The organism is Nitratireductor aquibiodomus NL21 = JCM 21793 (genome assembly GCF_000615975.1).
Classification (GTDB): Bacteria; Pseudomonadota; Alphaproteobacteria; order Rhizobiales; family Rhizobiaceae; genus Nitratireductor; species Nitratireductor aquibiodomus.
This window is the reverse complement of the sequence record NZ_BAMP01000020.1, coordinates 1-25,099: the sequence shown is the minus strand read 5'-3', so window position 1 is coordinate 25,099 and position 25,099 is coordinate 1. Positions and strand designations below refer to the sequence as shown.

Here is a 25,099-nt window from a genome sequence, read left to right as displayed (position 1 = left end):
ATGGAGAGTGAAATGATCAGGCACGATTCCGACCGCAGCAAACCCGTTCTCGTCACCGGCGGCACGGGCAAGACGGGCCGCCGCCTTGCCGAGCGACTGAAAAACGCAGGCGTACCCGTACGTATCGGTTCGCGCGGGGCTGCGATCCCGTTCGACTGGGAAAACCCGAGCACCTGGGGTGCCGCACTCGATGGCGTTGAGGCGGCCTATGTGGCTTACTATCCAGACCTTGCCGTGCCGGGCGCTGCCGAAACCGTGGAGGCCTTTGCAAGGCTGGCTGTGAAAATGGGTGTCACCCGGCTGGTACTTCTGTCCGGTCGCGGCGAGGAGAGTGCGGAAAGGGCCGAAGAACTCTTCAGGCAAAGCGGCGCTGAGTGGACAATCCTGCGTGCCGACTGGTTTTTTCAGAACTTTAGCGAGGCCTTCTTCCTCGATGCGATCAGAGCCGGCGAGCTCGCCCTTCCGGTGGGCGATGTACGCGAACCTTTCGTCGATGCGGACGACATCGCCGATGTCGCGTTCGCGGCCCTGACCGAAAAGGGCCACGAACGGAAGCTCTACACCCTCACGGGCCCGCGCCTGATAAGCTTTCCCGAGATGGTGCGCGAGATCGGCGCGGCATGCGGGCGGGACATCCGCTTCACGCGCATCCCGGTCGATGCATTCGTTGAGGGTGCACGCAACGAGGGGCTCGATGAACCGCTGGTCGATCTTATGCGCGAACTTTTCACCGAGGTGCTTGACGGTCGCAACGAAAGCGTGGCCGACGGTGTCGAGCAGGCTCTCGGCCGCCCGCCGGCGGACTTCTCGGATTACGTGCGCCGCACGGTGGCAACAGGTGTCTGGAACACAGCGCCCGCCGCTGACACGATCTGAAGAAATCCCGTAATCTCAAGAAAACGGAGAACCGCCATGGCTGACGGACTTGTCCTCGCGCTCGCGCTACTCGCCACGCTCGGCGCCGGTGTTATGGCGGGCTTCTTCTTCACATTTTCAAACACGGTGATGCAGGCGCTGGCACGCATTCCGGTTCCGGCAGGCATTCAGGCCATGCAGGAGATCAATGTCACCGTACTCAACCCCGTCTTTTTCGCGGCGTTCTTTGGCACCGGGCTCCTGGGAATTCTGCTTGGTGTTCTCGCACTGCTCGGGCTGGTGCCGTCCGGCGGCATCTGGCTCGTTGCCGGCGGGCTTTTTTATGTGGTGGGCACGTTTCTCGTCACCGTTGTTTTCAACGTTCCCATGAACGAGGCTCTGGCAAAGGTCGATCCGGCGTCGACTCAGGGCGCCGATCTCTGGCGCGATTATCTCTCCCGATGGGTCATGTGGAACCATGTGCGCACATTGGCTTCGCTGGTCGCGCTCGCAAGCTTTGTCGTGGCGCTGATGCAGCAGGCATGATTGTCTGGCCGGAAGATTTCCTCTAAAAGATGCTCCTGCAATGAAGGAGAGGCTTCGATGATCAGCTAAGGGGACCGAAGAACACGCCGCCGGGACTTGAGGTCCGGCCCTTTGCCGTTTGACGGAGGCGGTGGTCATTTCCCCTTTTGATCAAGGAGGTCTGCATGCACGGACCAGATCCTGCTACGCCATATCCGATGGCGGGCTTTCCCCGAACCGTTTTTCTCAAGAATGTCATCACCCGGCCCAACATCGAAGTGGGTGACTTTTCCTATTATGACGATCCCTGCGGCGCCGAGCGTTTCGAGGAACGGAACGTCCTCTATCACTTCGACTTTCTCGGCGATCGGCTGGTTATCGGCAAGTTCGTGGCCATCGCCCACGGCGCCACATTCGTGATGAATGGAGCAAACCATCTCATGACGGGCTTCTCCACCTTCCCGTTCAATATCTTCGGCAATGGCTGGGAGGAGGGGTTTGATGGCAAGGCCTATGTGGAGCACAGCCGGGGTGACACGATCGTCGGCAATGATGTGTGGATCGGGCGGCAGGTGCAGATCATGCCGGGTGTCACGGTTGGCGACGGGGCGGTGATCGGAGCCCACGCTGTCGTCGCCTCAGATATTCCCCCCTACGCCATCGCCGTGGGCAATCCGGCGCGGGTCCTGCGTGTGCGTTTTGCGCCCGAGACCGTTGCCGCCCTCGTTGAGATCGCCTGGTGGAACTGGCCTGCGGAGAAGATTAGCCGCAACCTTGCTGCCATCCGCGGTGCAGACCTTGATGCTCTTGCGGCAGCCGTCTGAACCCGCACCGCCGGCCGCATCATTAAACTTGACATTTTTAGTATAGTATTGTGTCTGTGTCTCCGGCCGCTCTGTTCATCAGAGGCGGCCGGAGGCTGAAAGGTGAGCGACATGATGCATTTGAGCCCAATCGACGATTTTGCATCCCATCATGCCTTTGAAGCGGAAGAGCTTGAGCGCTACCGCGGCAAATATCTGCGCGTGGAGCGGCTGCGTTCCAAGGTTCAGGCCGCCAAGCGGGCTGCCGCCGAAAGCCTGGCGCGTGCGAATGACGCACCGGAGCCGCATGACGGCAGCAACACGATCTTCGTTGCCCTGTTCGACGCCCACTGCCGGGACCGCGAAACGCTCTTCCAGACGATGCGTGAACTGGACGAGGCCTGTGGCGAATTGCACGTGATGGCCGGCGGAATGCAGGCCGCCGAGGGATTTTCGCGCAGAAACTCTGCGCACTTAGAAGGACAGACTGGCACCAATGAGTGGATTTGAACACCGCCGCCAGGAGGCGGAAGCGCATCTCAAGATGCAGATGATGAAGGAAATGAGCGAGCTGATGCGCCGGACCGGCCTGCCGCCAATGGTCGTCATGCGCGAGGCGGTGCGCGCCATAGGTCTTATTTACCGCGAGACAGCCGCAGCACATCGGGAGCCGGCCTGTTGCCCGTGTGGATGGCGCCCGCAGGAAGCCTGCGATCTTGAATACCTCGGCCAGGCGTTGCTTGAGGCGAGCCGCAGGCCCCGCGCACGCGATCTGGGCGGAATGCAGGTTCTCGGCACCGCCTGAATGACCTGCAAAATACGGTTTCAGCAACAGCGCAGTTGACAAATGCCCCGTCAGTCTTGATGCCGTGATCTGAACGGCAATGGAGATGATGGCGTGAACGCATCACAGGATGGCGCAGCCGCCGGCAGGGCGCAGATTGATCGCGGGACCTTCCTGCGTCCGTGGGTTTTCCTGCGTGGTGCGCCGGCGATGAAGTTTCTGCCCCCGGAAGGGCCGCCTGAAGTGGCCTTTGCCGGCCGCTCGAATGTCGGCAAGTCATCGCTTATAAACGCGTTGATTGTCCAGCGTGGTCTCGCCCGCACATCCAACACGCCCGGTCGCACGCAGGAACTGAACTTTTTTGTTCCCGACGGTTATTCCGGTGCGGATGGCGACCTGCCGCCCATGGCCATCATCGACATGCCCGGCTACGGTTTCGCCAAGGCACCCAAGGCGCAGGTCGACGCCTGGACCGAAATGGTTTTCGACTATCTCAGGGGACGCGTCACGCTGAAGCGTGTTTTCCTGCTGATCGATTCCCGCCACGGCATCAAGAAGAATGACGAGGAGGTGATGGACCTGCTCGACAAAGCCGCAGTCTCCTATCAGGTGGTGTTGACCAAGATCGACAAGATCAAGCCGCCGGCGGTGGAAAAGCTGCTCGCCGCCACCGAGGCCCAACTCCGGAAACGCGCCGCGGCGTTCCCGGAAATCGTCGCCACTTCTTCGGAAAAGGGCCACGGCATGGACGAACTGCGTGACGCCATCGCCCGCGCCGTGACCGACGGCTGAGCGCAGGAACTTCAGCTCGGCATTGTTGCACCCGGTTTGAACGTCAAAGCTATGCCATTGATGCAGTGGCGCTTGCCGGTCGGCGGCGGGCCGTCGTCAAAGATGTGGCCCTGATGGCCGCCACAGCGCCGGCAATGGCACTCGGTGCGGGTCATGAAGAGGGAATTGTCCGGCCTTGTGCCGATGGCATCGGGCAGCGCTTCCCAGAAGCTCGGCCATCCCGTGCCCGAATCATACTTCACCTCGGATGAATAGAGCGGCAGATCGCAGCCGGCGCAGTGAAAAAGGCCGGCACGCTTCTCATTGTTGAGCGGGCTCGTAAAGGCGCGTTCCGTTGCCTCCTGCCGCAGCACGGCGAATTGCTGTTCCGTCAGGATCGCGCGCCACTCTTCCTCGGTTCTGGTGATTTCGAAGGTTTCAGCCATGGCGCTACCGCCGGGCCGGTCGCGCAGTACGAAAGCTCCGCCCGTCAATGCAGCCAGGGCGCCAGCCGTGCCATAGAGAAATTTGCGGCGTTTCATCGTCAAGCTCCTTTGCGCTTCTGGTGCGCATCAAATTCCGGCGGACCGTAAGCCGGATGGGCCTTCACCTCAAAGTCAAGTCGGTGTGAGGTGCGAAGGGCGGCAATGCGCCGCCCTTCGCGGTTCCGAAAGCCCCGTTCGGAACCTGCCTGTCCTTCTGCAGGATCCCAATCAGCCCTTCGGCAGAAGAACCGTGTCGATCACGTGGATGACGCCGTTGGACTGATCCACATCCGCGATGGTTACGGTCGCCACATTCCCGTTCTCGTCGGTCAGCGTGATGCTGTCGCCGTCCATCTTGGCTTCCAGCATGCAGCCGCCGACAGTCTTGACCGGATGGTTGCCACCATCGTCGGAAATCATTTTGCCAATGGCGTCGGACATGGCCTCGGTCGCCACGACGTGGCAGGTCAGCACCGTCGCGAGCGTTTCCTTGTTCTCGGGCTTCAGAAGCGTGTCGACAGTGCCATCGGGCAGCTTCTCAAAAGCGGCGTTGGTCGGTGCGAAAACGGTGAAAGGGCCTTCGCCCGAAAGCGTCTCGACCAGACCGGCAGCTTTCACGGCCGCGACCAGCGTGGTGTGGTCCTTCGAGTTGACCGCGTTTTCGACAATGTTCTTGTCCGCATACATGGCTGCGCCGCCGACCATCGGGTTTTCGGCCAGAGCCGATCCCGTGAAAGCGAGAGCGAGCGAGCCGGCGAGAAGGGAAGCAGTGATCTTACGCATGTTTAAACTCCTCAGGTTCGTTTGCGGGACCGCCTTCGTGGTCGGCCCGTTTTGGGGAACATGAGGAAACACGGAGGGACGCTCCGGGAAGTTTCAAAAAAGTCTGGATTTTTTTTCGAAGTCCGAAATCAGATGTCGCGCAGGTCGCCGAGTGCAACCACCGGGCCGGTTGGCTCACCCGAAGGCGAACCGCCCAACGGTTCGGTCGTAATGGCGAAAACGGCACCGGCATCGATGGCCGCTCCGAGCGCCTCACTGAGTGCCACATGCACGCTCGAGCCGACCGGAATCACGCCCAGAGAGACCGGCGGTCTGTCGCCCTCGATGGCCCAGAGCTCGAAATCGCGCCCATCGGGCCGTGCACCCGAAACATGGGAGAGCGCCACGTCGCGTTTGGTGCTGTCATAGATTGCGAGATAGCGCACGTCGGTATCGTCATGGGCGAGTGAGGCAACGAAGCGCTGTTCTTCAAGCGGCTGGCTGCCGAAGGGCAGGCTCGTATAGGTGAGGGCGACATAGGTGCCGAACGCAAGGAGTGCCGCCACCGCGACACCGCGCCAGAAGGCAAGGCTCGACCACAGGCCGGCTTTTTCTTGCGCTGCCGGCTCGGTACCAAAAAGCCGCGCGTCGATGACCGACTTCGCGTTTACCGGAGGCTCCACCGCTTCATAGGCGCCCGCCATGGGAGCGAGATGGGCTTCCCAGTGCTCCACGAGATGCGCGAAGTCCGGTTCGGTTTCGATGCGGCGCGCAGCAGCGGCGCGCTCTTCGGCTGCGAGCACGCCGAGCACATATTCGGCCGCAACGAGATCGTCGTCGCTCCTCTCGGGTCCGTGTTCGTCTGCCACTGTCATCGTTCCAGGCATTCCCTGAGCTTCAAAAGGCTGCGCCGCAGCCAGGTTCGCATCGTATTGAGCGGCACATCGAAACGTGCTGCAAGTTCGGCGTAGCTGTCACCGTTGAGATAGGCCCCGCGCACTGCCGTGGCTCGGTCGGTTTCAAGCTCGCCGAGGCAGGCATCGATCCGCCGGCGCTCGCTGCCGGCCTCGGCCATGCTTTCCGGGTTTGGCATGGGGTCGGCAACCGCCTGGGCCTCATCCAGTTCCGCCGCCGGGGCCTTGCGTGCCCGCAGCTTGTCGATCGCGTGATTGCGCGCCACCGCGACCAGCCAGGTTATCGGGCTGAGATCCGTCGCGGCAAACCGGTCAGCCTTGGTCCAGATTTTCACATAAACGTCCTGCAGGGCCTCTTCGGCCTCCGCCCTGTCTTTCAAGACACGCAGACAGACGCCAAAGAGTTTCGCACTGGTGTGCCGATAAAGAAGATCGAATGCCGCACGCTCCCTGAGCGCGGTTCGAAAGATCAGCTTCGTTATCTCGTCTGGTGTCATGTAGGGGAGATTAGGTGCAAAACTCACGATGGGAAAGGCTGGCTCGCAACAGAGTTAGCGCACGTCCGCGCAAAGGCAAGCATGCCTGCGGGGCTCGAACGCAGCTTTTTATCTGCTGATCCGCAAGATCGTTTCACTTGCCGCGAAAAATGCTTTAAGAAACCGCCGTTTTGACTTTGGGGAACAACGCGATGACGGACATGACGGAAACTGCTGAAGCCCAGGCCCGCTTTCTCTCGGCGGCACTGCCTTACATGCAGCGTTATGAAAACAAGACCATCGTCGTGAAGTATGGCGGCCACGCTATGGGCGATGCGGAGCTTGGTCAGGCGTTCGCCCGCGACATCGCACTCCTGAAGCAGTCCGGCGTCAGCCCCATCGTCGTTCATGGCGGCGGACCGCAGATCGCCGCCATGCTCAAGAAAATGGGCATCGAATCGAAATTCGAGGGCGGCCTGCGTGTTACCGACGAAAAGACCGTCGAGATCGTGGAGATGGTGCTGGCCGGCTCCATCAACAAGGAAATCGTTGCGCTCATCAACGCCGAGGGCGAGTGGGCCATCGGCCTGTGCGGCAAGGACGGCAACATGGTCTTCGCCGAAAAAGCGCACAAGACCGTGGTCGATCCCGATTCCAACATCGAGCGCGTGCTCGATCTCGGTTTCGTCGGCGAGCCGGTCGAGGTCGACCGAACGCTGCTCGATCTGCTCGCCCATTCCGAGATGATCCCCGTCATCGCCCCGGTGGCGCCGGGCCGCGACGGCCACACCTACAACATCAATGCCGACACCTTTGCCGGCGCCATCGCCGGCGCCGTGCGCGCCACGCGCCTCCTGTTCCTCACCGACGTGCCCGGCGTTCTCGATCGGAACAAGAACCTGATCGACGAGCTGACCGTCTCCGAGGCGCGCGCGCTCATCAAGGATGGCACCATCTCCGGCGGTATGATCCCCAAGGTGGAAACCTGCATCGAAGCCATCGAGCGCGGGGTGGAAGGCGTCGTCATCCTGAACGGCAAGACCCCGCATTCCGTCCTGCTCGAACTCTTCACCGAGCATGGTGCGGGCACGCTGATCGTTCCGTGAGGGCACGGACGATAAAATCGCCAGAAACCGCTTGACCTGGAGTTCACTCCAGAAAGTAGATGCATATGTGCACACTATGGAGATGCACATATGCATGAGCAGAACATCATCGAGAAATTCCTTGCGGCGCTGAAAGCGGGCGATGTCGATGCGGCCTGCGCCTTCGTGGCCGCGGATGCCGTATTCATTGGCGTTCGAGCAGAAGCGAAACCGTCCGTCCCGCCCTACGGAGCGCGCAGAGGGCATGAAGGATTTCGCGCCTTTCTCGCCGCGCTCGGCAACACCTTCAGCAATCAGTCGCTCACCGTGGAGCACCTTGGAGCGGGCGAGGGCGTGGCCTTCGCCAGCGGTCAGCTCGACCACACCGTCGCTTCCACCGGAAAGCGCTTCTTCAGCGAATGGGTTTTGCGTTGCCGCGTGCGCGACGGAAAGATCGCGCACTATCAGTTCTGTGAGGACAGTGCCCGGCTTGAAGAAGCGCTTTCAGCCCATATGGAGGCCGCATGAAAATAGGCGAAGTCGCGCGGCGCACGGGCCTGAGCATCGATACGCTACGCTATTACGAAAAGCTGGGGCTCATCGACCCGCCCTGGCGACAGGGCGGGCAGCGGGCCTATGATGATGCCATCGTCCCCTGGCTCGGTTTCATCAAGATGCTGAAGGCAACAGGCATGCCGCTTGCCGATGTGGAGACCTATGCAAGCCTGCGTCGAAAGGGCGATGACACGTCGGCCGAACGCCGCGGCATGCTTGAGCGTCAACGCGCGGCGGTTCTGGCAAAAATTGCCGAGCTCCAGGAATGCGTCGAACTGCTCGACTACAAGATCATGAATTATGCCGAAATCGAAGCGCGCCATCGCGCCGAGGGCGGCAGGAAGGAAGACGAGAGTGACCGACCTGACAAATGAGATGGGATCGCCCGCCAGCGCACTTGAGAAGGGACGTGCGATCGCGGAAACGCTCAATCCCGATCTGGAGGCCATCCTGGCCGGACGCTACGATGCGGCGCTTCCGGGGTTTTCCGAAACGCTGATAGAGGGGGCTTATGGGCGCTTCTATGCCCGGGAAGGTCTCGATCTCAAAACGCGGCAACTCGCCACCGTGGCGGCGCTGACGGCGCTTGGTGGACAAACCGCACCTCAGCTCAGGGTGAACATCGAGCATACGCTCGCAGTCGGGGCAAGCGAACGCGAAATCCTGGAAGTGATCCTGCAAATGGCCGCCTATGGTGGCTGGCCTGCCGCCATCAACGGCATCAATGCGGCTTTGGAGCTGTTCTCCGAAAGGACAAACGCGCAGTCTGCGTCGGCCTGGGACGGTATCTGATGCAACGGGCAGCCCGCGAGCTTGCAGCGCGACTGGGTGCTTCGGCCACGTCTGCCGGGCACCGGGTCACGCTTGCCCAGTCCGGGCGGCTGCGAACAGGTGAGCAAAGCCGCTGGATGCGCTTTACGGCGCACCAGTGGATCGCCCTTGGAAGCCCTGCATTCAGTTGGGTCGCAAGAACAGGTCCTTTCGGCGCTCTGACCGTCAGGGACGGTTTTATTAACGGGAAGCCGGAAGCGGGTCTCTTCCTGTTCGGGGTTGTGCCCCTGAATCGCTCCCATGTTTCCGATGCGCTCACAAAGGGCGAGCTCATGCGCTATCTGGCGGAGTTACCCTGGGCCCCAGATGCGATCCTGCACAACAGCCAACTGCGCTGGGAGGACCTGCCGAATGGCGGTCTGCGGGTGACGGCAAATATCGGGTCTGTCGATGCATCGGTGATCTTCACGCTGGATGCCAATGGCCACGTTGCAACCGTCACGGCTCACGACCGGCCTCGGCAGGAGGAGACAGGCCTGCGGGAGCGCCCGTGGCATGGTGCTTTCAGCGACTATCGCCGGGTCGGTAGTCGCTGGATCCCACACGCCGCCGAAGTCGGCTGGGAGGTGAATGGCAGGTGCTTCTGCGTCTGGCAGGGGCGTCTGGAACGCTGGAAGATTGCCGTGCCAGTTGAGATACGGCGCTGATCCTGCAAGAGGCTTCCGTAAGGTGGCTTCACCGAGATCGCATGTATGCGGAATACCAAGCAAATGGCCGGCACAGCGTTCCAGGAAACGGTGAACCATTCCGGCAACCCCCGACTTCCATAGCCCAACGCTGCTCAAGCCCGCCGAACCGCACGCCCGGGTGCAGAATGCGCGCATTGCGCTCCATTCGCATACGCAGTGCCGTCGGTGCCAGAGCGCGCTCCTCATCCTCACGCAACCGTCTGGCAAAACCATCCTGTCGCTGACGCCTCGACCAGATCGGCAAGCGCCCTGCAGGCAGGCCTCTAATTTGCCTTGACTCCATCATTCAATTGTATAATTGAATGATGGATAAAGCCGGAAAGCTACGGCGGCTCTGTGCGCTCAACGCGTGCGCCGTCTCGGGTCGGCTTCAGGTCCCTCAACAGCTGCAGGACAATCATGGCTCCCAAGCACCACGCTCCCCCAACCGCCGGTTCGCTCGCATTTGTCATTCTGGCCACCGTGCAGGCGACACTTATCTTCACCATCGCGCTCATCACTGTGCCGCTGCCCATCATCGCCGGTGAGTTCGGCCTCACCGCAGCGGACCTGCTTCTTGTGCTCGCAGCCTATGGGTTGCCATTCAGCGGCCTGCTTCTTTTCGGTGGCAGGCTTGCCGACCGTTTCGGCGGCCGGCGCATGTTTGCCATCGGTCTCATCGTCTTCGGTGTGGCGTCGGCCATCGCGGCGCTGGCGCCCAGCTATCGTGTTCTTGTGGCGATGCGCCTCCTTCAGGGCGTTGGCGGCGCCATGGTGGCGCCCTCTGCCATGGCCGTTCTTCGAGCCCTCTTTCCGGAGCCGGCGGCATTCGGCCGCGCCATGGTCACCTGGGGCGGTGTCTCCGTTCTGGGCGCGGTGCTCGGCTTCATCGTATCGGGCGTTTTGACGAGCTGGATTTCATGGCGCTGGATGTTCGCTGTGCCGGTGGCGGTTTCCCTGCTCGGCTTGAGCGCCTCGGCGGGGCTTCTGCCGCGCGGCGTCAGCGAAAGCACGGAGCGCAGACCGGGCCTCGATCCCCTAGGCGCGGTGTTCGCCACATTGGGCATATCCCTTTCGAGCTTTGCGCTCATCGCGACTGATGATCATGGCTGGCGTTCCACCATGGTGCTTGCCCCCCTGCTGACGGGCCTCGTCCTGCTCGCCGCATTCTTTGCGATCGAGCGCCGGGTTCGCGATCCGCTTCTCCCGCCGGGGTTCATTCTGGAGCCCGTGCGCCTGACCGGCCTTTTCGGCATGTTTCTGGCGGCAGCGGGCTCGGGCGTCGTCAATTTCGTGCTGTCGCTCTATCTGCAACAGATACTCGGCTGGTCGCCCTTCATGACGGCGATGGCCTTCGTGCCCTTCGCAGTGGCCCTCATCGTCATGGGGCGGGCAGCGGGTCCGCTGGTCGGCCGTTTCGGGCCGGCCCGCATGACCGGCATCGGCTTGCTGATCGCCGCCGTCGGGCTCGCGCTGCTCACGCAGATTACGCCCGATACGCGCTATCTTCCGGGCCTTCTGCCGGGGATTGTCCTTGTGGCGGTTGGCATCTCGTTCGCCTTTTCCGGCTCGGCAGTGCTTTCCACCGCAAACGTTCCCCAGAACCGGGCAGGCCTCGCCGGCGGCGTCATGAACACCGCGATGGAACTCGGTCCCACCGTTGGGCTTGCGATCCTGATGGCGGTGGCGGCCACGCAGATCGACACCATCGCAGGCTATGCCTGGGCGTTCGGCACGGCAGCGGTTGCCTATCTGGTGGCGGCACTTCTGTCCTTTGCGTCAGGCCGGCGCATCGCGGCCCCCGCAACGCATCCCGCCGAGTAAAGCGATTTCAGGAAAAGCGGGAACGCTTCAACTGCGATCATCGCGTCAGGCCTCATTCTTGGAGTCTGACGCACACTGCCGCCCTTCCGGATTGAAAACGCTCAATAGATTGATTGACAAAGCTGTTTTTCCTATATGTTGCAAATGGATATCGAACGCGCCCAGCTTGCTCTTCTCACCGAACTCGCGGAGATCGCGCGCACATTGGGCAGTCCCCAGCGCCTGATGCTTCTTCAGCATGTGTCGCAGGGTGCGCGCTCGGTCGAGCGGCTTGCGGAGCTGACGGGCCTTTCGGTCGCCAACACGTCGCAGCATCTGCAACATTTGAAGCGCAGCGATCTTGTGGTGGCAAGGCGCGATGGCAAGCGCATTCTCTACGATCTTGCGAGCGGCCCCATCAACGAACTCCTCGCATCCCTCACATATCTTGCAGAGCATCGGCGGGCCGAAATCCAGTCGGTCATCTCCGACAGCGTGAACCAGACCGAACGGCTGGAGGGCATTTCGCGGGACGAACTTCTGGAGCGCCTTCGCGATTCCTCCGTGACGCTGCTCGATGTCAGGCCGCGCGAGGAGTTTGCCATCGGCCATCTGCCGGGGGCGATAAACATTCCGGTGGAAGAGCTGGAAGAGCGCCTTTCAGCATTGCCCGTGGAGCATGAAGTGATTGCCTATTGCCGTGGGCCCCATTGCGTTCTCTCGGTCACTGCGGTCGCTTTGCTCCGCCGAAAGGGCATCAGGACACGCCTCCTGAACGCCGGCTTCCCCGACTGGAAAGCCGCCGGCCTTTCCGTCGAGACCGGTGCCTGATCTTTTGAGCCAGTAACACCGGCCCGAAAACGCAAGCGGGTTCCCGATTTCGTGGCAACAGCGTCGTGCGTGGTTCGACGGGCTCACCATGAGGGAGGGATGTGCCTGGCGGGAAACCTATCCATAGTGTGCCTCAGGGGCGGCAGCCTATACGCCCCTCATGGTGAGCCTGTCGAACCACGCACCACATCTAAAGCAGCACCAGAAGCACGATGCCCGCGACGATCAGAAAGCATCCCGCCACTTCCGTGCGGTTGATGTGCTCGCGGAAGAAGAACACGGATGAAGCGAAGGTGAAGATCATCTCGATCTGCGCCAGCGCCTTCACCACCGCTGCCTGTTGCAGCGTCATGGCCGTGAACCAGCCGAGCGAGGCGGCAGCGCCGACAAAACCCACGAAAAGCGAAGGCTTCCACGCTTTTGCGATGCGTCCCACCTCGCGCGGTCGCGCCAGAGCATCCATGCAAGCATGATGACGGTCTGGAACGTGATGGTAACGGCCAGCGTCGTGGTCGCCTGCATCAGATAGTTCGGCCCGCCGAGAGAAAGCGAGGCGGCCCGATAGGCCACGGCCGTCACGCCGAAAAGCGTGCCGGAGGCAAGGCCGATCAGCGCTGTGCGGCTGATGAGCGAGCGGAACAGATTGCTCCAGCTCATCGGCACGCGGGCGACCGAGATCAGCATCACGCCGATCACCGTGACCGCGATGGCAATGAGCGCGCCGAAGCCTGCCATTTCGCCAAGCAGCACAAGGCCAAAGATGGCCGCCTGCGCCGGTTCGGTGCGCGAATAGGCCGTGCCGACCGCAAAATTGCGGAAGGAAAATAGATAGATCAGCAGAAACTGCGCGGAAATCTGCCCCAGTCCACCGAGCAGCGTCCAGGCGAGAAACGTGCCGTGGATTTCCGGAAACTCGTAACCGGCGGCCGAGTGCAGCAGAAGCCACAGGACAAGAACGAACGGCATGCCGAAGCCGAAGCGCACAAAGGTTGCGCCCGTCGTGCCCATCACGCCTTTGAGGTGTTTTTGGCCAACGGAGCGCAGGTTTTGCAGGAAGGCTGCGGCGATGGTGATCGGGATCCAGATTTCCATGCCGCGCCTTTTGCTATCCCGATGCAAAATGCGCAAGGCGCACACGCAACAAATCGGTATACCAATCTGGCTACCGTCCGAGCCGACACGAATGCTCTGCAAAAGCCGGTTGTGCAGATTGTCGTGCAAGGCACGTGTCTGCCATAAGGAATGTATGACAAACCAGCTCTCAGCCCACCGCATCACCGCAGATCGCTTTTCCCATGTCACCGACTGGGTGTTCGATCTCGACAACACGCTCTATCCGCATCACAGCAATCTGTTTTCGCAGATCGACGTGAAGATGACGGCTTATGTGTCCGAACTCCTGCAGATGGAGCGCGACGAAGCCAGAACGCTCCAGAAAAACCTCTACCGGGAATACGGAACGACGCTCAACGGGCTGATGGAGCGCTACAGCATCGACCCGGATGATTTTCTCGAGAAGGTGCACGACATCGATTACTCCTGGCTCGATCCCGACCCGAGGCTTGGTGATGCGATCCGGGCCCTGCCGGGCCGCAAGTTCATTTTCACCAATGGTGATCGCGGTCATGCCGAGCGTGCGGCGCGCCAGCTCGGCGTGCTCGACCATTTCGACGACATTTTCGACATCGTTGCGGCCGGTCTTCTTCCGAAGCCGGCTGCGGCCACCTATGACAAGTTCGTCGCCCTGCATCGGGTGGTGGGCGAAAACGCGGTCATGTTCGAGGATCTGGCGCGCAATCTGGCGGTGCCGAAGAAGCTTGGCATGACCACGGTTCTGGTCGTGCCCAACAATTTCGAGCCGACCTTCACCGAGATATGGGAGCAGGACGCGAACGAGGAAGACGATGTCGACTTCGTCACAGACAACCTCGCGGACTTCCTTGAAACGGCGATGAAGGCCTGACGCCGATGCGGCGTTTCACGACTTTTGAAGCGCGCATCGACGCACTCGCGCATCGCGTGCTCGACAGGTTGCCTGCGCACGGTCTGGCGGGCGCTCTGGTTGAGTTCGTCGTATTTGGGCTGAAGCAGGCATGGGCCTGCCTTTTCGGCGGAGTGCTCCTCGCCCTGATCATCGCAACACACTACCTGTGGCCACAAAACGCCTTTCTGGCGCGCTACGATTTCCTGTTTCTGGCAGCGCTTGCCATACAGATGGTCATGCTGGTCGCCGGCCTCGAACAACCGTCTGAGGCGAAGGTCATCCTTATTTTCCATGTGGTCGGCACGGTGATGGAGCTATTCAAGACTTCGGCGGGCTCGTGGGTCTACCCGGAAGAGAGTTTCTTCCGCATCGCCGCTGTGCCGCTCTTCTCAGGCTTCATGTATGCCGCCGTGGGGTCCTACCTCGCCCGCATCAGCCGTATTTTTGACATGCGCTATACCCGTTATCCGGCTTTCTGGATGACATTGGCTCTGGCGGCAGCGATCTATGTGAATTTTTTCGCCCATCATTATACGGTCGATGTGCGCTATGGGCTCTTTGCGGCCACTGCGCTGCTTTTCGCGCGCACGTCGGTGCACTACCGTGTATTCCGGTTTCGCCATCGGATGCCGCTCTTGCTCGGGTTTCTGCTGGTGGCGCTGTTCATCTGGTTTGCAGAGAACATCGGCACCTGGTCGCGTGCCTGGATCTACCCGGATCAGTCCGGTGGATGGACGCCGGTTTCTATTTCCAAACTGGGCTCGTGGTATCTCCTGATGATCATCTCGTTCGTTCTGGTGACTGTGGTTCACCGTCCTCGAACGCCCGACGACGCCCCCCTGTAGAGCATTTCGCAGTCAGGTGAAATCACCCGACGTTCGCGCAAACGCGGAAAAACAGGCAGATGGAGCGGAGCGGCGCTTCCATGAGACGGTGAACCGTTTTAGCGGGAGGCCGCTCCCGGCGTCAGTGGCTGTGCCCCGTATCGGACGCGCTGCCGCGTGCGGGGCCTGCGGTTAGCTCCAGATCGACCTTTCCAGCCTTTTCGAATTCGAGTGTCAGCGGTATGGATTCGCCCTCCTGAAAGCCCTTTTCCACCTGCATGAACATGACGTGCAGGCCGCCGGGTTCCAGCGTCACCGTTTCGCCGGCGGGGATCGTCAGGCCGCCCTTCACCGGGCGCATGACCATCACGTCATTGTTCATTTCCATGGTGTGGACCTCCACCTTGCCGGCGCGTGGCGAGGTCAGGGTCAACAGCCGGTCATCGTCGGAGCCGGTGTTCTCGATGACCATGTATCCGCCGCCAGACGGCTGACCGGGCAGCATGGCCCGCACCCGGGGGTGTGCGATTCTCAGATCGCCGGCCTCAACGGCGTGGTGGTCCGCGGTCGTTTCCGTGACCTCTTGATTGGAGGCGTGATGGTCGGCACTCGTTCCGTGAGCCACTGCTCCCGTTGTGATTAGCGGGAACGCAGCCGCTGCCGCGATAAGGATGTTTGAACGCATGGTTCTGCCTTTCATGTCTGAGCTTTGAATTGCCGGAAACCCGGGCTTTAAAAGATCAGGCAGGGGCAGGGGGCGCGCGGATGCCGTGTGCCGTGTCGCTCGCAGTTGGTACGTGGTCCGTCGCCCCAATGGGATACAGCGGCACCGTTCTCCTGCGGTATTGGCAGCACCAGTGCCAGGAGCTGCGGCGTGGCGGGCGAAAACTGGAAACCACAGGTGTGCCCGCTCAGACACAGAGGGCATTCGGTCGTGCGGGGATGTTCACGGCTGTCATCGGAGGCTGTGCCAATCCCGTAAGTCGTGCAGATGACGAAGCCGTAGGACGCCGGTGCAGCCGAAGCCAGGGCCAGCGGCTGCAGCAGCCCCATGAGCAGAGAAAGACACCCGACCGCCGCGAAAAGCTTCGCATCGCGGCGCAGGCTTCCAAACCAGCTTGTGTTGCCTCGGCAGGAGATCATCCTCAAATGCCTAGCCGATTGTTGTCCATGCCGCCAGTGCCGCGGACTGCGGCATGACGGCATTCGGGATCAGAATTCGTAGAACTCGGCGATCTTCGCCCAGGCTTCCTCGGCCGTGTCGACGAAAGTGATCAGCTCATCGTCTCCGGGCGAGATCGTGCCCTGTTCGGCCAGGAAGGCAAGATTGATCGCGCCTTCCCAGAAATCCTTGCCGAACAGCACCACCGGCAAACGCTCCATGCGTCCGGTCTGGATCAGGGTCAGCGTCTCGAACAGTTCGTCCATTGTCCCGAAACCGCCGGGGAACACGGCGACCGCCTTCGCACGCATCATGAAATGCATCTTGCGGATCGCGAAATAGTGGAAGTTGAAGCAGAGCTCGGGCGTCACATAGAGGTTCGGTGCCTGCTCATGCGGCAGCACGATGTTGAGGCCTATGGAGGGGGCGCCGCAATCGGCAGCACCGCGATTGCCGGCTTCCATCACGCCGGGTCCGCCGCCCGTCACCACCACATATTCGCGGTAGTAGGACTTGGCCGATTCTTCCGAGCAGAGCCGCGCGAATTTGCGGGCTTCCTGATAGTAGCGGCTGTTCTTTTCGAGATTTTTCTTCTGCGTCTCGTTCTTGGCGGCCCAGGCCTCTCCACCGGGCTCGGGCAGGCGCGCGCCACCGAACAGGATCACCGTCGATCGGATGCCACGTTCTGCAAGTGCCATTTCCGGTTTGAGGAGTTCGAGCTGCAGGCGCACCGGCCGCAGTTCGCGTCGGGTCATGAAGTCCTCGTCGTCCCAGGCAAGACGGTAGGTTTCCGCGCGCGTCTGCGGTGTATCGGGCACCTGTCTTGCACGACGCAGGTCTTCATCGGAATGCGGTAGAGGTGTCCAGCCGTTCTCGTCTTTTGAATCCATCGTCATTTATCCGTCCGTTGGCGCGTCCCCGCGCGATCCCGAGATTGACCCCTAGTGACGCTTCGCATAGTTTCCGCGCCGATCTGGGTCCTTCTCCCAAACTATGGCTGAGCCCTTAACAGCTTGTTCAATGGAGCCGCAAGCATGACGAACACCGATGCCGCCGCGCTGGAAAAGACAATTGAAAAGGCATTCGACGAGCGCGACGGCGTTTCGACAGACACACGCGGCGAGATTCGCGATGCGGTGGAAACCTCGCTTCATTTGCTCGACAGCGGCAAGGCGCGTGTTGCAGAGCGTCTGGAGGACGGCTCCTGGAAGGTGAACCAGTGGCTCAAGAAGGCAGTGCTGCTTTCGTTCCGGCTGAACCCGATGCAGGTCATCAAGGGCGGGCCCGGCGATGCCGTCTGGTGGGACAAGGTCGCTTCCAAATTCGACGGCTGGAGCGCCAACGAGTTCGAGAAGGCCGGCTTCCGCGCTGTTCCCAATGCAGTTGTGCGCCACTCGGCCTATGTCGCGCCCGGCGTCGTGCTGATGCCCTCCTTCGTCAATCTCGGCGCCTATGTGGGCGAGGGCACCATGGTCGACACCTGGGCCACCGTCGGCTCCTGCGCGCAGATCGGCAAGAATGTTCATCTTTCGGGCGGAGTCGGCATTGGCGGCGTTCTGGAGCCCATGCAGGCCGGCCCCACCATCATCGAGGATCATTGCTTCATCGGTGCGCGCTCGGAGGTGGTCGAAGGCTGCATCGTGCGTGAAGGCTCGGTGCTCGGCATGGGCGTCTATATCGGCAAGTCGACCAAGATCGTCGACCGCGCCACCGGCGAAGTGTTCTACGGCGAAGTTCCGCCCTATTCGGTGGTCGTCGCAGGCACCATGCCTGGTAAAAACGTACCTGGCGAGAATTGGGGTCCGAGCCTCTACTGCGCCGTGATCGTCAAGCGCGTCGATGAAAAGACCCGCTCCAAGACGTCGATCAACGAACTCCTGCGCGATTGACCGGCCTGCGGAGAAGCACAATGCCCAAGGGACAGATGGCCTGGCTGTTTTTCGGATTTTCCGGACGGGTGAGCCGTGCCGCCTTTTTCCTGGGGGGCATGCTTCTCATTGTCCTGCAGATCTTTGTGCTCTATCGCTTCACCCTGGCGCCGGAAGGGAGCGGCGCCAGCGGCTTATGGGCCCTGCTTTTCTGGGGTCTGGCTGTGGTTTCGATTTTCGCGTCCGTCGCGCTGGGCGTCAAGCGTCTGCATGATTTCGGCAAGCCGGGCATTTTTGCCGTTTCGCTCTTCATCCCGATGGTGTCGATCCTCGCTTTTGTCGTGCTTTGCCTCTATCCGGGCGATGCGGGCGCCAACGAATATGGTGATCGGACAAACGCGCCGAAGCAGTAGCCGAAAGGCTGGGCCGCTTGTTGCGTGACAGCGGCCTGATGTTGGATTATCCCTTGCGCATGACACTGCCGACCGATCCCGCCGCGAATCTCGCCGAACTCATCCGTTGCCCCTCCGTCACGCCGGCTGAAGGCCGGGCGCTTTCCGTGCTTCAGGGCATGCTGAAGGCGCTCGACTGCACGGTTGAACGCCCGGTCTTCTCCGAAGAGGGCACGCCCGATATCGAAAATCTTTACGGCAGGCTCGCCGGCGAGGGGCCGCACCTCATGTTCGCCGGTCACACAGATGTGGTGCCGCCCGGCGATGAAGGCGCATGGAAGCATCCGCCCTTTGCCGCCGCCATCGCCGACGGCCAGATGTATGGCCGCGGCGCGGTCGACATGAAGGGCGGCATTGCCTGCTTCGTGGCCGCACTCGCCCGCTATGTGAAGACCCACGGAAGGCCGAAAGGCTCCGTCTCTTTCCTCATCACTGGCGACGAGGAAGGCCCCGCCATCAACGGCACGGTCAAGCTTCTTGAATGGGCCGTGAAACGCGGCGAAAAGTGGGACGCATCGATCGTCGGCGAGCCCACCAATCCGGACCGGCTCGGCGACATGATCAAGATCGGCCGGCGCGGTTCGCTCACCGGGCGCATCACCGTCAATGGTCGCCAGGGCCATGTGGCTTATCCGCACCGGGCAGACAATCCGGTGCCCGGCCTCATGCAGCTGCTTGGCGCACTCCTTGAAAAGCCCTTCGATGAAGGCACAGCCGATTTCCAGCCGAGTAATCTGGAAGTCACCACGATTGACGTGGACAACACGGCGACAAACGTCATTCCTGCAAAGGCGATAGCGGTCTTCAACATCCGCTTTAACGATACGTGGAGCGTGGAAAGCCTGCAGGCCGAAATCCACAACCGGCTCGACCGCGCCGCAGAGGAAAACCGCCTGCGCAAAGGCGCCGAGCAGCCAGTCGATTTCGACATTGACTGGCTTGGCCGCCCGAGCCCCGTCTTCCTGACGCGGGACGAGAAACTGGTCGAAACCCTGTCGCGTCGGTTGAGGCCGTAGTCGGTGTACGCCCGGAACTCTCCACCTCCGGCGGCACCTCGGATGCACGCTTCATCAAAGATTACTGCCCCGTGGTCGAGTTCGGCCTTGTCGGCCAGACCATGCACATGGTCGATGAGCGTGTGGCGCTGACAGACCTTGAAACCCTGACGCAGATCTATCTGCGTTTTCTTGAAGACTGGTTTGCCTGAATGCCCTCCTTCGCCGAGATCCAGCAATATTTTGCCGGTGTCTGGCGCATGATGATGGGGCGTTCGGAGGGGCTGCGCCTGCTTGATCTGTCGGCGGACGGTTTCTGGAATTCGTTTTTCGCTATTCTCGTCGCTGTTCCGCCCATGGTGGTGGGATGGGTGACGATTTCCAACGAACTGGCGGGTGCAGATGTTTTCAGCTCCCGCTTCTCACTGTTCGCGCGGTTGCTGCTGACGGACCTGGCGACCTGGGTCCTGCCCTACGTCATTCTGGCGCTCGCCGCGCGCCCAGCCGGCGTGGCCGATCGTTTCGTGCATTACGTGGTGGCCAGCAACTGGGCCTCTGCGCTGTTTTCCTGGGTCATGCTTCCTGTCATGCTCCTCCAGCTGCTTCTGCCGGAGGCTGCCGATCTCACGGGCTCTTTGACCTTCCTCGTTTTCATCGGCACGATGATCCTGTCGTGGCGGCTCACAAATGTCGCCATCGGCAAGGGGCCAGCCGTCGCCACGGCTGTGTTCGCCGCCATGTTTGCGGCGTCCCTCGCAGTGCTTTTCACGGCCGAGGGGCTGCTTGGCCTGTCGCGCGGAGTGGGTTAGGGGCAGGGCCCAAGCAAGTCTCTCAGCGCGCGGCCGATAGAGCGGCAACCAGCGTCAGGAGGGCTGCCATTGCCGCAGCCGCCGGCAGTCCGAGCCCGGCATAAACCGGGCCGAAGCCCAGCGTGCCGGCAAAGGCGGCGATATAAGTGGTGGCGCTGTTCAGCCCCATGATCGCGCCGCGTCTGGCGGGCGCGATGCCGCTCAGCCGTACGATCAGCATGTTGAGACCGAGATGGTTTGCCAGACCCCACACAAAGGCCACGGCAAGCAGGACGCCAAAGCTATGCGCGCCCCACATCATGAAGAGGTAGATTGCAGCCACGAAGGCAAAGGCGAAGGGCAGAAGATTGTGAGCGCCGAGGCGCTGAACGGGTCTGTCGAGCAGCACCGCTCCGCCAAATCCGAGCCCGTAGACCAGTGTCAAAAGTCCGTTCGCGCTAACGGGTTTGCCAAGTGCACCGGCAAGATGGGCGCCGATATAGCCATAAACGCCGTAGAACGAGGCCATAAAAGCACCGCAGGCCAGCAGCAGCGGAAGAAGACCCGGCGTGCGAAGGGCTGCCAGCGGCGCCATGGCGGGCTCGTCGGATGGCGTGTCGCGCCGCCCGTTGAGAGCCAGTATCAGAAAGGCGCCCACGGCCAGCAGACATACAAGGGCAAACACGGCGCGCCAGTGCAATATGTCTGCCAGCACCGCTGAAAGAGAGACACCGGCGACAAGACTGAGCGTCCAGCCTGTCAGAACGATGCCCACGGTTTCCGTCTCGCGCCCGGCAGGGGCAACCGTGGCGGCATTGGTGTAAATCGCCGGCAGGGCGACGCCCGCAGCAAGCCCCGCGACAAGCTGCGCGGCCACCAGCATCGCCAGAACCGGGGCGAGCGCGCTGACACCGAGTGCGGCTGCAAGCGCTGCAAAGGCCAGCCGCAGCATGCGCCATGCGCCGAGACGGTCGATATGGCGCGCCAGAAAAGGGCGCTGCCGGCCGTGCCCAGGCCGAAAGCGGCCGAGGCGATCATCACACCTTGAACCGAAGCGTCGAGCGAACGCGAAACCTCCGGTGCGATCGGGGACAGAACGAGCGAGTTGCAGCCGATCACGGCGACGCATCCCGTCAGCAGAAAGACGGCCGGCGGAATGCGGCCGTCGAGCGCAAGCGCCAGAGGCTCTTCGATTGGAGTTTGATTGATCTTCGACATAAAGGCATACTGACCGAATGAAATTAAGCATCAATCGGAAAATGCCGAACCATGAAAGAAACAGATGATATTCGCTCGCTGGCTGCCGCGGCACAGCAGCTGGACCCGATGGACCGAAAAATATTAGCCGTTCTGGTCGAGGATGCGACAGTCAGCTACGCCGAGCTGGGCAAGCGGGTGGGCCTTTCTGCACCCGCCGCCCATGAACGGGTCAAGCGGCTCAAGAAAAGCGGTGCGATTCGCCGCATGGCGGCGTTGATCGATCCGGGCGCGGTGGGCAAGGGGTTGCTCGCCTTCATCCATGTGGACACGAGCGGCTGGGGCAAGACGCCGGCATTGATGGCAATCGCCGAGTGTCCCGAGGTGGAAGAGGTCCATTCGGTGGCGGGCGATGCCTGCATGTTGCTGAAAGTGCGCGCAGCTTCGACCCGTGCGCTGGAAGGTCTTCTTGCCCGTCTCTATGACACGCCGGGCGTCAAGGCCACACGCAGCTATGTGGTGCTCTCCACCTATCTGGAGCGCCCACCGCAGCCGGGTGTAACCTTGTCATGGCCGGTGCCGAAGGCCGCGCGGCCGGCGGAGATCGTTCAGTAGTCCACACGCGTGAGGTAGAGCCCATGCGGTGGCGCGACCGGGCCGCAGGCCTTGCGGTCGCGGGCTTCGAGCGCCCGGGTCACATCATCTGCGCTCCAGCCGCCTTCGCCCACACGCTTCAGCGTTCCTGCGAAGGACCGCACCTGATTGTGCAGGAAGGAGCGGGCCGAGGCGCGGATCTCCACGAATTCGCCATTGCGGGTCACGTCCAGCTTCTCGAGCGTCTTGATCGGGCTTTTTGCCTGACACTGGGCCGCGCGGAACGTTGTGAAATCATGGGTTCCGACCAGCCGCTGCGCGGCCTCGTGCATCGCCTCCGCATCGAGCGGGGCCGCCACATGCCAGGCATGAGCGCGGTCCACTGTCAGTGGCGGACGGCGATTGTGAATGCGGTAGAGATAGTGTCGGGCCTTGGCGGAAAAGCGTGCATCGAAATCGTCCGGCACCTGCGCAGCCTCAATCACGGCAACCGTCTCCTCGGCCATGGCGAGATGCGCATTGATTGCGTTCTGCACGGTGCGAGCCGTCCATTCGCGCGAAAGGTTGAAATGCGCCACCTGCGCCAGCGCGTGCACGCCGGTGTCCGTGCGTCCGGCGCCGAAAAGCGTCACCTCTTCGCCTGAAAAGGCGGCGATGGCGGTCTCCAGCGCGGCCTGCACGGAGTGATGGGTAGCCTGCCGCTGCCAGCCGAAATAGGGCCCGCCATCATATTCGATGTCGATGCGAAAACGCGCCATGCTCAAAGCCCGCCAAAGGCTGGAGCATAAACGAGTTTACCTGTGCTCGGTGCATCATTGCCCCATTGCACGGCCTGCAGTGCCTCGCACTGATAGTCGCTCTCAAAATTTGTGGCATTCTCATGCCGATAGCCGAAACGGCCGTAATAGGCTGGTTCGCCCAGGACAACAGACAGAGTTTCGCCGCCGGTGATCAGGCGCTGGTGAGCTTCCTCGACAAGCCGCGCGGCAATCCCCTGCCTTTGGAGGGCAGGCGAAACGGCAAGCGGCGCGAGCGCTACGGCGGGGAAGCGAGCGTCGCCGTTTATGACATGAAGGCGCGAGAAGAGCACATGGCCGCACACCGTGCCTTCAGTTTCAGCCACGAGCGAAAGAACCACGTCGCCATCGGCATGAAGCGACTGAACAAGCCTCGCCTCGTCATCGCCGTCAAAGGCGGTGCGCAGCAGGGCATGGACCGCGTCGCGGTCGGCAACGGTTTCGGTACGAATATTCATTGCGTTCATGGAAGCACGGTTCCTTTTCCGAGCTTCGCCCCGCGCAGGAAGTCCAGGGCCTGCATCGGCTTGCCGCCGGCACGTTGCACTTCGGTCAGTCGTACCGCGCCTTCGTCACAGGCAATCGTCAGGGCGTCGTCCAGAACTTGACCGGGCGCGCCATTGCCGTCGGCGCGTTCTGCCCGCAAAAGCTTGACGCGCTCCGGCTTGCTGCCGAAGGGCATTTCGCACCAGGCGCCGGGAAAGGGCGAAAGCCCGCGAATGTGATCGTGAACCGCGCGGGCAGGGCTGTTCCAGTCGACGCGGGTTTCGTCCTTCAGGATTTTCTTGGCATAGGTCGCACCCTCATCGGGCTGCGGTGTCAGCGTAAGCGCCCCTTTTTCGAGCGCATCCATGGCTTCGACCATGAGGGAAGCGCCCGTTTCCTTCAGCACATCGTGCAGTTCGCCGCCGGTCATGTCCAGGGTGATGGCAACGCGGGATGTCATGGCCACGGGTCCGGTGTCGAGCCCTTCATCCATCTTCATCACCATCATGCCGGTTTCTGTGTCACCGGCCATGATCGCGCGCTGGATAGGCGCAGCCCCCCGCCAGCGAGGCAGAAGCGAGGCGTGACCGTTGAAACAGCCAAGCCGTGTGCCTTCCAGAATGGGCTTTGGAAGAAGAAGCCCGTAAGCCACCACGATGGCCGCATCCGCTTCTAGCGCGGCAAACGCGGCCTGCTCATCCTCGCCCTTGAGCGATTTCGGCGTCCGCACCTCGACACCGAGCGCTTCTGCAGCCTGATGAACGGGCGACTTGGTGAGCTCAAGTCCGCGTCGTCCGGCAGGTCGCGGCGGCTGCGAATAGACGGCGACGATCTCGTGCCCGGCCCCAGCCAGCGCCTGCAATGTGCCGACGGAGAAATCCGGAGTGCCCATGAAGATGAGACGAAGTGCCATGCCGCGTGTCCGATGCGTTCAGTCAGTCAAACGAGCGCACCCGCGCTCCTGCGGTGCTTGAAGCGGATTTATCCGCTTCTGGTCAAGCCCTGCAGGGCCAATTGCCTCACATGGCAGGATTGGGTCAGCCGACCATGCGCGCGGGCGGGCGGTCCTTGGCGAGTTTCCTGAACTTGCGCACCACCATGTCGCGCTTGAGCTTCGACAGATAGTCGATGAACAGAACACCGTTCAGATGGTCGATCTCGTGCTGCAGGCAGGTGGCGAGCAGGCCGTCGGCCTCCACGGTCTGCTGCTTGCCGTCCAGATCGAGATAGTTGACCGTCACGCCGGCAGGCCGCTCCACTTCCGCATAGTAATCGGGAATGGAAAGGCATCCTTCCTCATGCACATTGCGCTGATCGGTGCTGGCAACGATCTGCGGGTTGATCACCACCATCGGCGCCGGCTCTTCGTCCTTCTCCGAAACGTCGATCACCAGCATGCGCAACGGCTCGCCCACCTGAATGGCGGCGAGGCCTATACCCGGCGCGTCATACATGGTTGCCAGCATGTCGTCGGCAAATGTGCGTAGCTGATCGTCAAAGCGCTCGATCGGTTTGGAAGTTTCGCGCAGGATCGGGTCAGGAAGAAGAACAAGTGGTTTAATCGTCATGGCAGTCAGGTAAGCCCTGCCCGCGGGAACGTCAATACGGAACGCGTGTTCACGTTTTGGTCTTATGATGCGATTGCGAATCGTCTAGAGTGCCGCGCATGAACGAGATGTCCGACATTTTCTCCACGCCCGTGGCGCAGCTTGGCGCGAGCACATTTACACTTGGCCAGCTCTTGCTTGCCGGCGGCGTCCTGCTGTTTGTGCTGATGGCCGTGCTTGTCACCGGCCTGTGGCGC

30 protein-coding genes and 3 pseudogenes are annotated in these 25,099 nt (G+C 61.7%); 20 read left to right on the top strand and 13 right to left on the bottom strand.

What is annotated here, in order from left to right; translation table 11 throughout:
* Positions 1-12: 12 nt before the first annotated feature.
* The 6 genes from JCM21793_RS07860 to yihA all read left to right on the top strand — a co-directional run bounded on the left by JCM21793_RS07860 (position 13) and on the right by yihA (position 3,759).
* Positions 13-876, top strand: coding sequence for an NAD(P)H-binding protein (locus tag JCM21793_RS07860; protein WP_036539919.1), 864 nt, complete (start codon positions 13-15; stop codon positions 874-876).
* Between the two features lie 36 nt (positions 877-912).
* Positions 913-1,401 carry an anthrone oxygenase family protein gene (locus tag JCM21793_RS07855; protein ID WP_025030017.1) on the top strand — a complete coding sequence of 163 codons (489 nt, stop codon included), beginning with the start codon at positions 913-915 and terminating at the stop codon, positions 1,399-1,401.
* A 164-nt stretch (positions 1,402-1,565) separates the two neighbouring features.
* Complete coding sequence (locus JCM21793_RS07850) at positions 1,566-2,204, top strand: CatB-related O-acetyltransferase (protein ID WP_025030016.1); 639 nt, start codon at positions 1,566-1,568, stop codon at positions 2,202-2,204.
* Positions 2,205-2,315: 111 nt separating this feature from the next.
* Positions 2,316-2,693 (top strand): hypothetical protein, encoded by a 378-nt coding sequence (locus JCM21793_RS24780; RefSeq protein WP_025030015.1) that lies wholly within the window; start codon positions 2,316-2,318, stop codon positions 2,691-2,693.
* Entirely contained in the window at positions 2,680-2,988 is a 309-nt protein-coding gene (locus JCM21793_RS07840) for a hypothetical protein (RefSeq protein ID WP_025030014.1), read from the top strand. The genes JCM21793_RS24780 and JCM21793_RS07840 overlap by 14 nt, the downstream gene beginning before the upstream one ends.
* Positions 2,989-3,081: 93 nt before the next feature.
* On the top strand, positions 3,082-3,759 hold the full coding sequence (gene yihA / locus JCM21793_RS07835) for a ribosome biogenesis GTP-binding protein YihA/YsxC (RefSeq protein ID WP_025030013.1): 678 nt from the start codon (positions 3,082-3,084) through the stop codon (positions 3,757-3,759).
* 11 nt (positions 3,760-3,770) lie between these two features.
* On the opposite strand, the gene msrB is transcribed toward yihA, so the two are convergent.
* From msrB to JCM21793_RS07815, 4 genes are all read right to left on the bottom strand, one after another.
* Entirely contained in the window at positions 3,771-4,280 is a 510-nt protein-coding gene (gene msrB / locus JCM21793_RS07830) for a peptide-methionine (R)-S-oxide reductase MsrB (RefSeq protein ID WP_025030012.1), read from the bottom strand.
* A gap of 171 nt (positions 4,281-4,451) precedes the next feature.
* Positions 4,452-5,006 carry a fasciclin domain-containing protein gene (locus JCM21793_RS07825; RefSeq protein WP_007009676.1) on the bottom strand — a complete coding sequence of 185 codons (555 nt, stop codon included), beginning with the start codon at positions 5,004-5,006 and terminating at the stop codon, positions 4,452-4,454.
* A 128-nt stretch (positions 5,007-5,134) separates the two neighbouring features.
* Positions 5,135-5,860 (bottom strand): anti-sigma factor, encoded by a 726-nt coding sequence (locus JCM21793_RS07820; protein ID WP_007009675.1) that lies wholly within the window; start codon positions 5,858-5,860, stop codon positions 5,135-5,137.
* Positions 5,857-6,396, bottom strand: a complete 540-nt coding sequence (locus JCM21793_RS07815) for a sigma-70 family RNA polymerase sigma factor (RefSeq protein WP_007009674.1) — start codon at positions 6,394-6,396, stop codon at positions 5,857-5,859. Before JCM21793_RS07815 ends, JCM21793_RS07820 begins: the two co-directional genes overlap by 4 nt.
* 191 nt (positions 6,397-6,587) lie before the next feature.
* On the opposite strand from JCM21793_RS07815, the gene argB reads away from it, so the two are divergent.
* The 7 genes from argB (at position 6,588) to JCM21793_RS07780 (ending at position 12,148) form a co-directional block, all read left to right on the top strand.
* The gene (argB, locus tag JCM21793_RS07810) at positions 6,588-7,481 is read left to right on the top strand and encodes an acetylglutamate kinase (RefSeq protein WP_025030011.1); all 894 of its coding nucleotides are present in this window, start codon (positions 6,588-6,590) and stop codon (positions 7,479-7,481) included.
* Between the two features lie 90 nt (positions 7,482-7,571).
* Complete coding sequence (locus tag JCM21793_RS28165; RefSeq protein WP_007009672.1) at positions 7,572-7,988, top strand: nuclear transport factor 2 family protein; 417 nt, start codon at positions 7,572-7,574, stop codon at positions 7,986-7,988.
* A complete protein-coding gene (locus JCM21793_RS07800; RefSeq protein ID WP_025030010.1) occupies positions 7,985-8,389 on the top strand; it encodes a MerR family transcriptional regulator in 405 nt (134 codons plus the stop codon). The genes JCM21793_RS28165 and JCM21793_RS07800 overlap by 4 nt, the downstream gene beginning before the upstream one ends.
* On the top strand, positions 8,370-8,807 hold the full coding sequence (locus JCM21793_RS07795; protein WP_202901408.1) for a carboxymuconolactone decarboxylase family protein: 438 nt from the start codon (positions 8,370-8,372) through the stop codon (positions 8,805-8,807). Before JCM21793_RS07800 ends, JCM21793_RS07795 begins: the two co-directional genes overlap by 20 nt.
* Positions 8,807-9,493 (top strand): DUF6544 family protein, encoded by a 687-nt coding sequence (locus JCM21793_RS28160; RefSeq protein ID WP_025030008.1) that lies wholly within the window; start codon positions 8,807-8,809, stop codon positions 9,491-9,493. The genes JCM21793_RS07795 and JCM21793_RS28160 overlap by 1 nt, the downstream gene beginning before the upstream one ends.
* A 441-nt stretch (positions 9,494-9,934) precedes the next feature.
* Entirely contained in the window at positions 9,935-11,338 is a 1,404-nt protein-coding gene (locus tag JCM21793_RS07785) for an MFS transporter (RefSeq protein WP_025030007.1), read from the top strand.
* Between the two features lie 144 nt (positions 11,339-11,482).
* On the top strand, positions 11,483-12,148 hold the full coding sequence (locus JCM21793_RS07780) for an ArsR/SmtB family transcription factor (RefSeq protein WP_025030006.1): 666 nt from the start codon (positions 11,483-11,485) through the stop codon (positions 12,146-12,148).
* 190 nt (positions 12,149-12,338) lie between these two features.
* Here the strand turns inward: JCM21793_RS07780 and JCM21793_RS24765 are convergent.
* Positions 12,339-13,240: pseudogene (locus JCM21793_RS24765) on the bottom strand (EamA family transporter).
* Between the two features lie 154 nt (positions 13,241-13,394).
* On the opposite strand from JCM21793_RS24765, the gene JCM21793_RS07770 reads away from it, so the two are divergent.
* Positions 13,395-14,111 (top strand): pyrimidine 5'-nucleotidase, encoded by a 717-nt coding sequence (locus JCM21793_RS07770; protein WP_025030005.1) that lies wholly within the window; start codon positions 13,395-13,397, stop codon positions 14,109-14,111.
* Between the two features lie 5 nt (positions 14,112-14,116).
* Complete coding sequence (locus tag JCM21793_RS24760) at positions 14,117-14,977, top strand: DUF817 domain-containing protein (protein WP_036539881.1); 861 nt, start codon at positions 14,117-14,119, stop codon at positions 14,975-14,977.
* Positions 14,978-15,098: 121 nt separating this feature from the next.
* On the opposite strand, the gene JCM21793_RS24755 is transcribed toward JCM21793_RS24760, so the two are convergent.
* The 3 genes from JCM21793_RS24755 to JCM21793_RS07750 form a co-directional block, all read right to left on the bottom strand.
* Positions 15,099-15,641 carry a copper chaperone PCu(A)C gene (locus JCM21793_RS24755; protein ID WP_244439696.1) on the bottom strand — a complete coding sequence of 181 codons (543 nt, stop codon included), beginning with the start codon at positions 15,639-15,641 and terminating at the stop codon, positions 15,099-15,101.
* Between the two features lie 47 nt (positions 15,642-15,688).
* A complete protein-coding gene (locus JCM21793_RS30180; RefSeq protein WP_025030003.1) occupies positions 15,689-16,099 on the bottom strand; it encodes a hypothetical protein in 411 nt (136 codons plus the stop codon).
* 69 nt (positions 16,100-16,168) lie between these two features.
* Positions 16,169-17,008: an LOG family protein gene (locus JCM21793_RS07750; RefSeq protein ID WP_025030002.1), complete on the bottom strand. Its 840-nt coding sequence runs from the start codon at positions 17,006-17,008 to the stop codon at positions 16,169-16,171.
* A gap of 144 nt (positions 17,009-17,152) precedes the next feature.
* On the opposite strand from JCM21793_RS07750, the gene dapD reads away from it, so the two are divergent.
* From dapD to JCM21793_RS07730, 4 genes and pseudogenes are all read left to right on the top strand, one after another.
* On the top strand, positions 17,153-18,007 hold the full coding sequence (gene dapD / locus JCM21793_RS07745; RefSeq protein ID WP_025030001.1) for a 2,3,4,5-tetrahydropyridine-2,6-dicarboxylate N-succinyltransferase: 855 nt from the start codon (positions 17,153-17,155) through the stop codon (positions 18,005-18,007).
* A 20-nt stretch (positions 18,008-18,027) separates the two neighbouring features.
* Positions 18,028-18,399, top strand: a complete 372-nt coding sequence (locus tag JCM21793_RS07740; protein WP_025030000.1) for a DUF805 domain-containing protein — start codon at positions 18,028-18,030, stop codon at positions 18,397-18,399.
* A 59-nt stretch (positions 18,400-18,458) separates the two neighbouring features.
* Positions 18,459-19,645: pseudogene (gene dapE, locus JCM21793_RS24745) on the top strand (succinyl-diaminopimelate desuccinylase).
* Positions 19,646-20,242, top strand: a complete 597-nt coding sequence (locus JCM21793_RS07730) for a hypothetical protein (RefSeq protein ID WP_025029999.1) — start codon at positions 19,646-19,648, stop codon at positions 20,240-20,242.
* 22 nt (positions 20,243-20,264) lie between these two features.
* Here the strand turns inward: JCM21793_RS07730 and JCM21793_RS24740 are convergent.
* A pseudogene (locus tag JCM21793_RS24740) lies at positions 20,265-21,439 on the bottom strand (MFS transporter).
* Positions 21,440-21,490: 51 nt separating this feature from the next.
* On the opposite strand from JCM21793_RS24740, the gene JCM21793_RS07720 reads away from it, so the two are divergent.
* The gene (locus JCM21793_RS07720) at positions 21,491-22,033 is read left to right on the top strand and encodes an Lrp/AsnC family transcriptional regulator (protein WP_025029998.1); all 543 of its coding nucleotides are present in this window, start codon (positions 21,491-21,493) and stop codon (positions 22,031-22,033) included.
* On the opposite strand, the gene truA is transcribed toward JCM21793_RS07720, so the two are convergent.
* The 4 genes from truA to def all read right to left on the bottom strand — a co-directional run bounded on the left by truA (position 22,027) and on the right by def (position 24,863).
* Positions 22,027-22,770, bottom strand: coding sequence for a tRNA pseudouridine(38-40) synthase TruA (gene truA, locus JCM21793_RS07715; protein ID WP_025029997.1), 744 nt, complete (start codon positions 22,768-22,770; stop codon positions 22,027-22,029). The genes JCM21793_RS07720 and truA overlap by 7 nt on opposite strands.
* A gap of 2 nt (positions 22,771-22,772) precedes the next feature.
* Positions 22,773-23,276, bottom strand: a complete 504-nt coding sequence (locus JCM21793_RS07710) for a GNAT family N-acetyltransferase (protein ID WP_025029996.1) — start codon at positions 23,274-23,276, stop codon at positions 22,773-22,775.
* A complete protein-coding gene (gene fmt / locus JCM21793_RS07705) occupies positions 23,273-24,208 on the bottom strand; it encodes a methionyl-tRNA formyltransferase (RefSeq protein WP_025029995.1) in 936 nt (311 codons plus the stop codon). Before fmt ends, JCM21793_RS07710 begins: the two co-directional genes overlap by 4 nt.
* 124 nt (positions 24,209-24,332) lie before the next feature.
* Positions 24,333-24,863 (bottom strand): peptide deformylase, encoded by a 531-nt coding sequence (gene def, locus JCM21793_RS07700; RefSeq protein WP_025029994.1) that lies wholly within the window; start codon positions 24,861-24,863, stop codon positions 24,333-24,335.
* Positions 24,864-25,099: the final 236 nt, after the last annotated feature.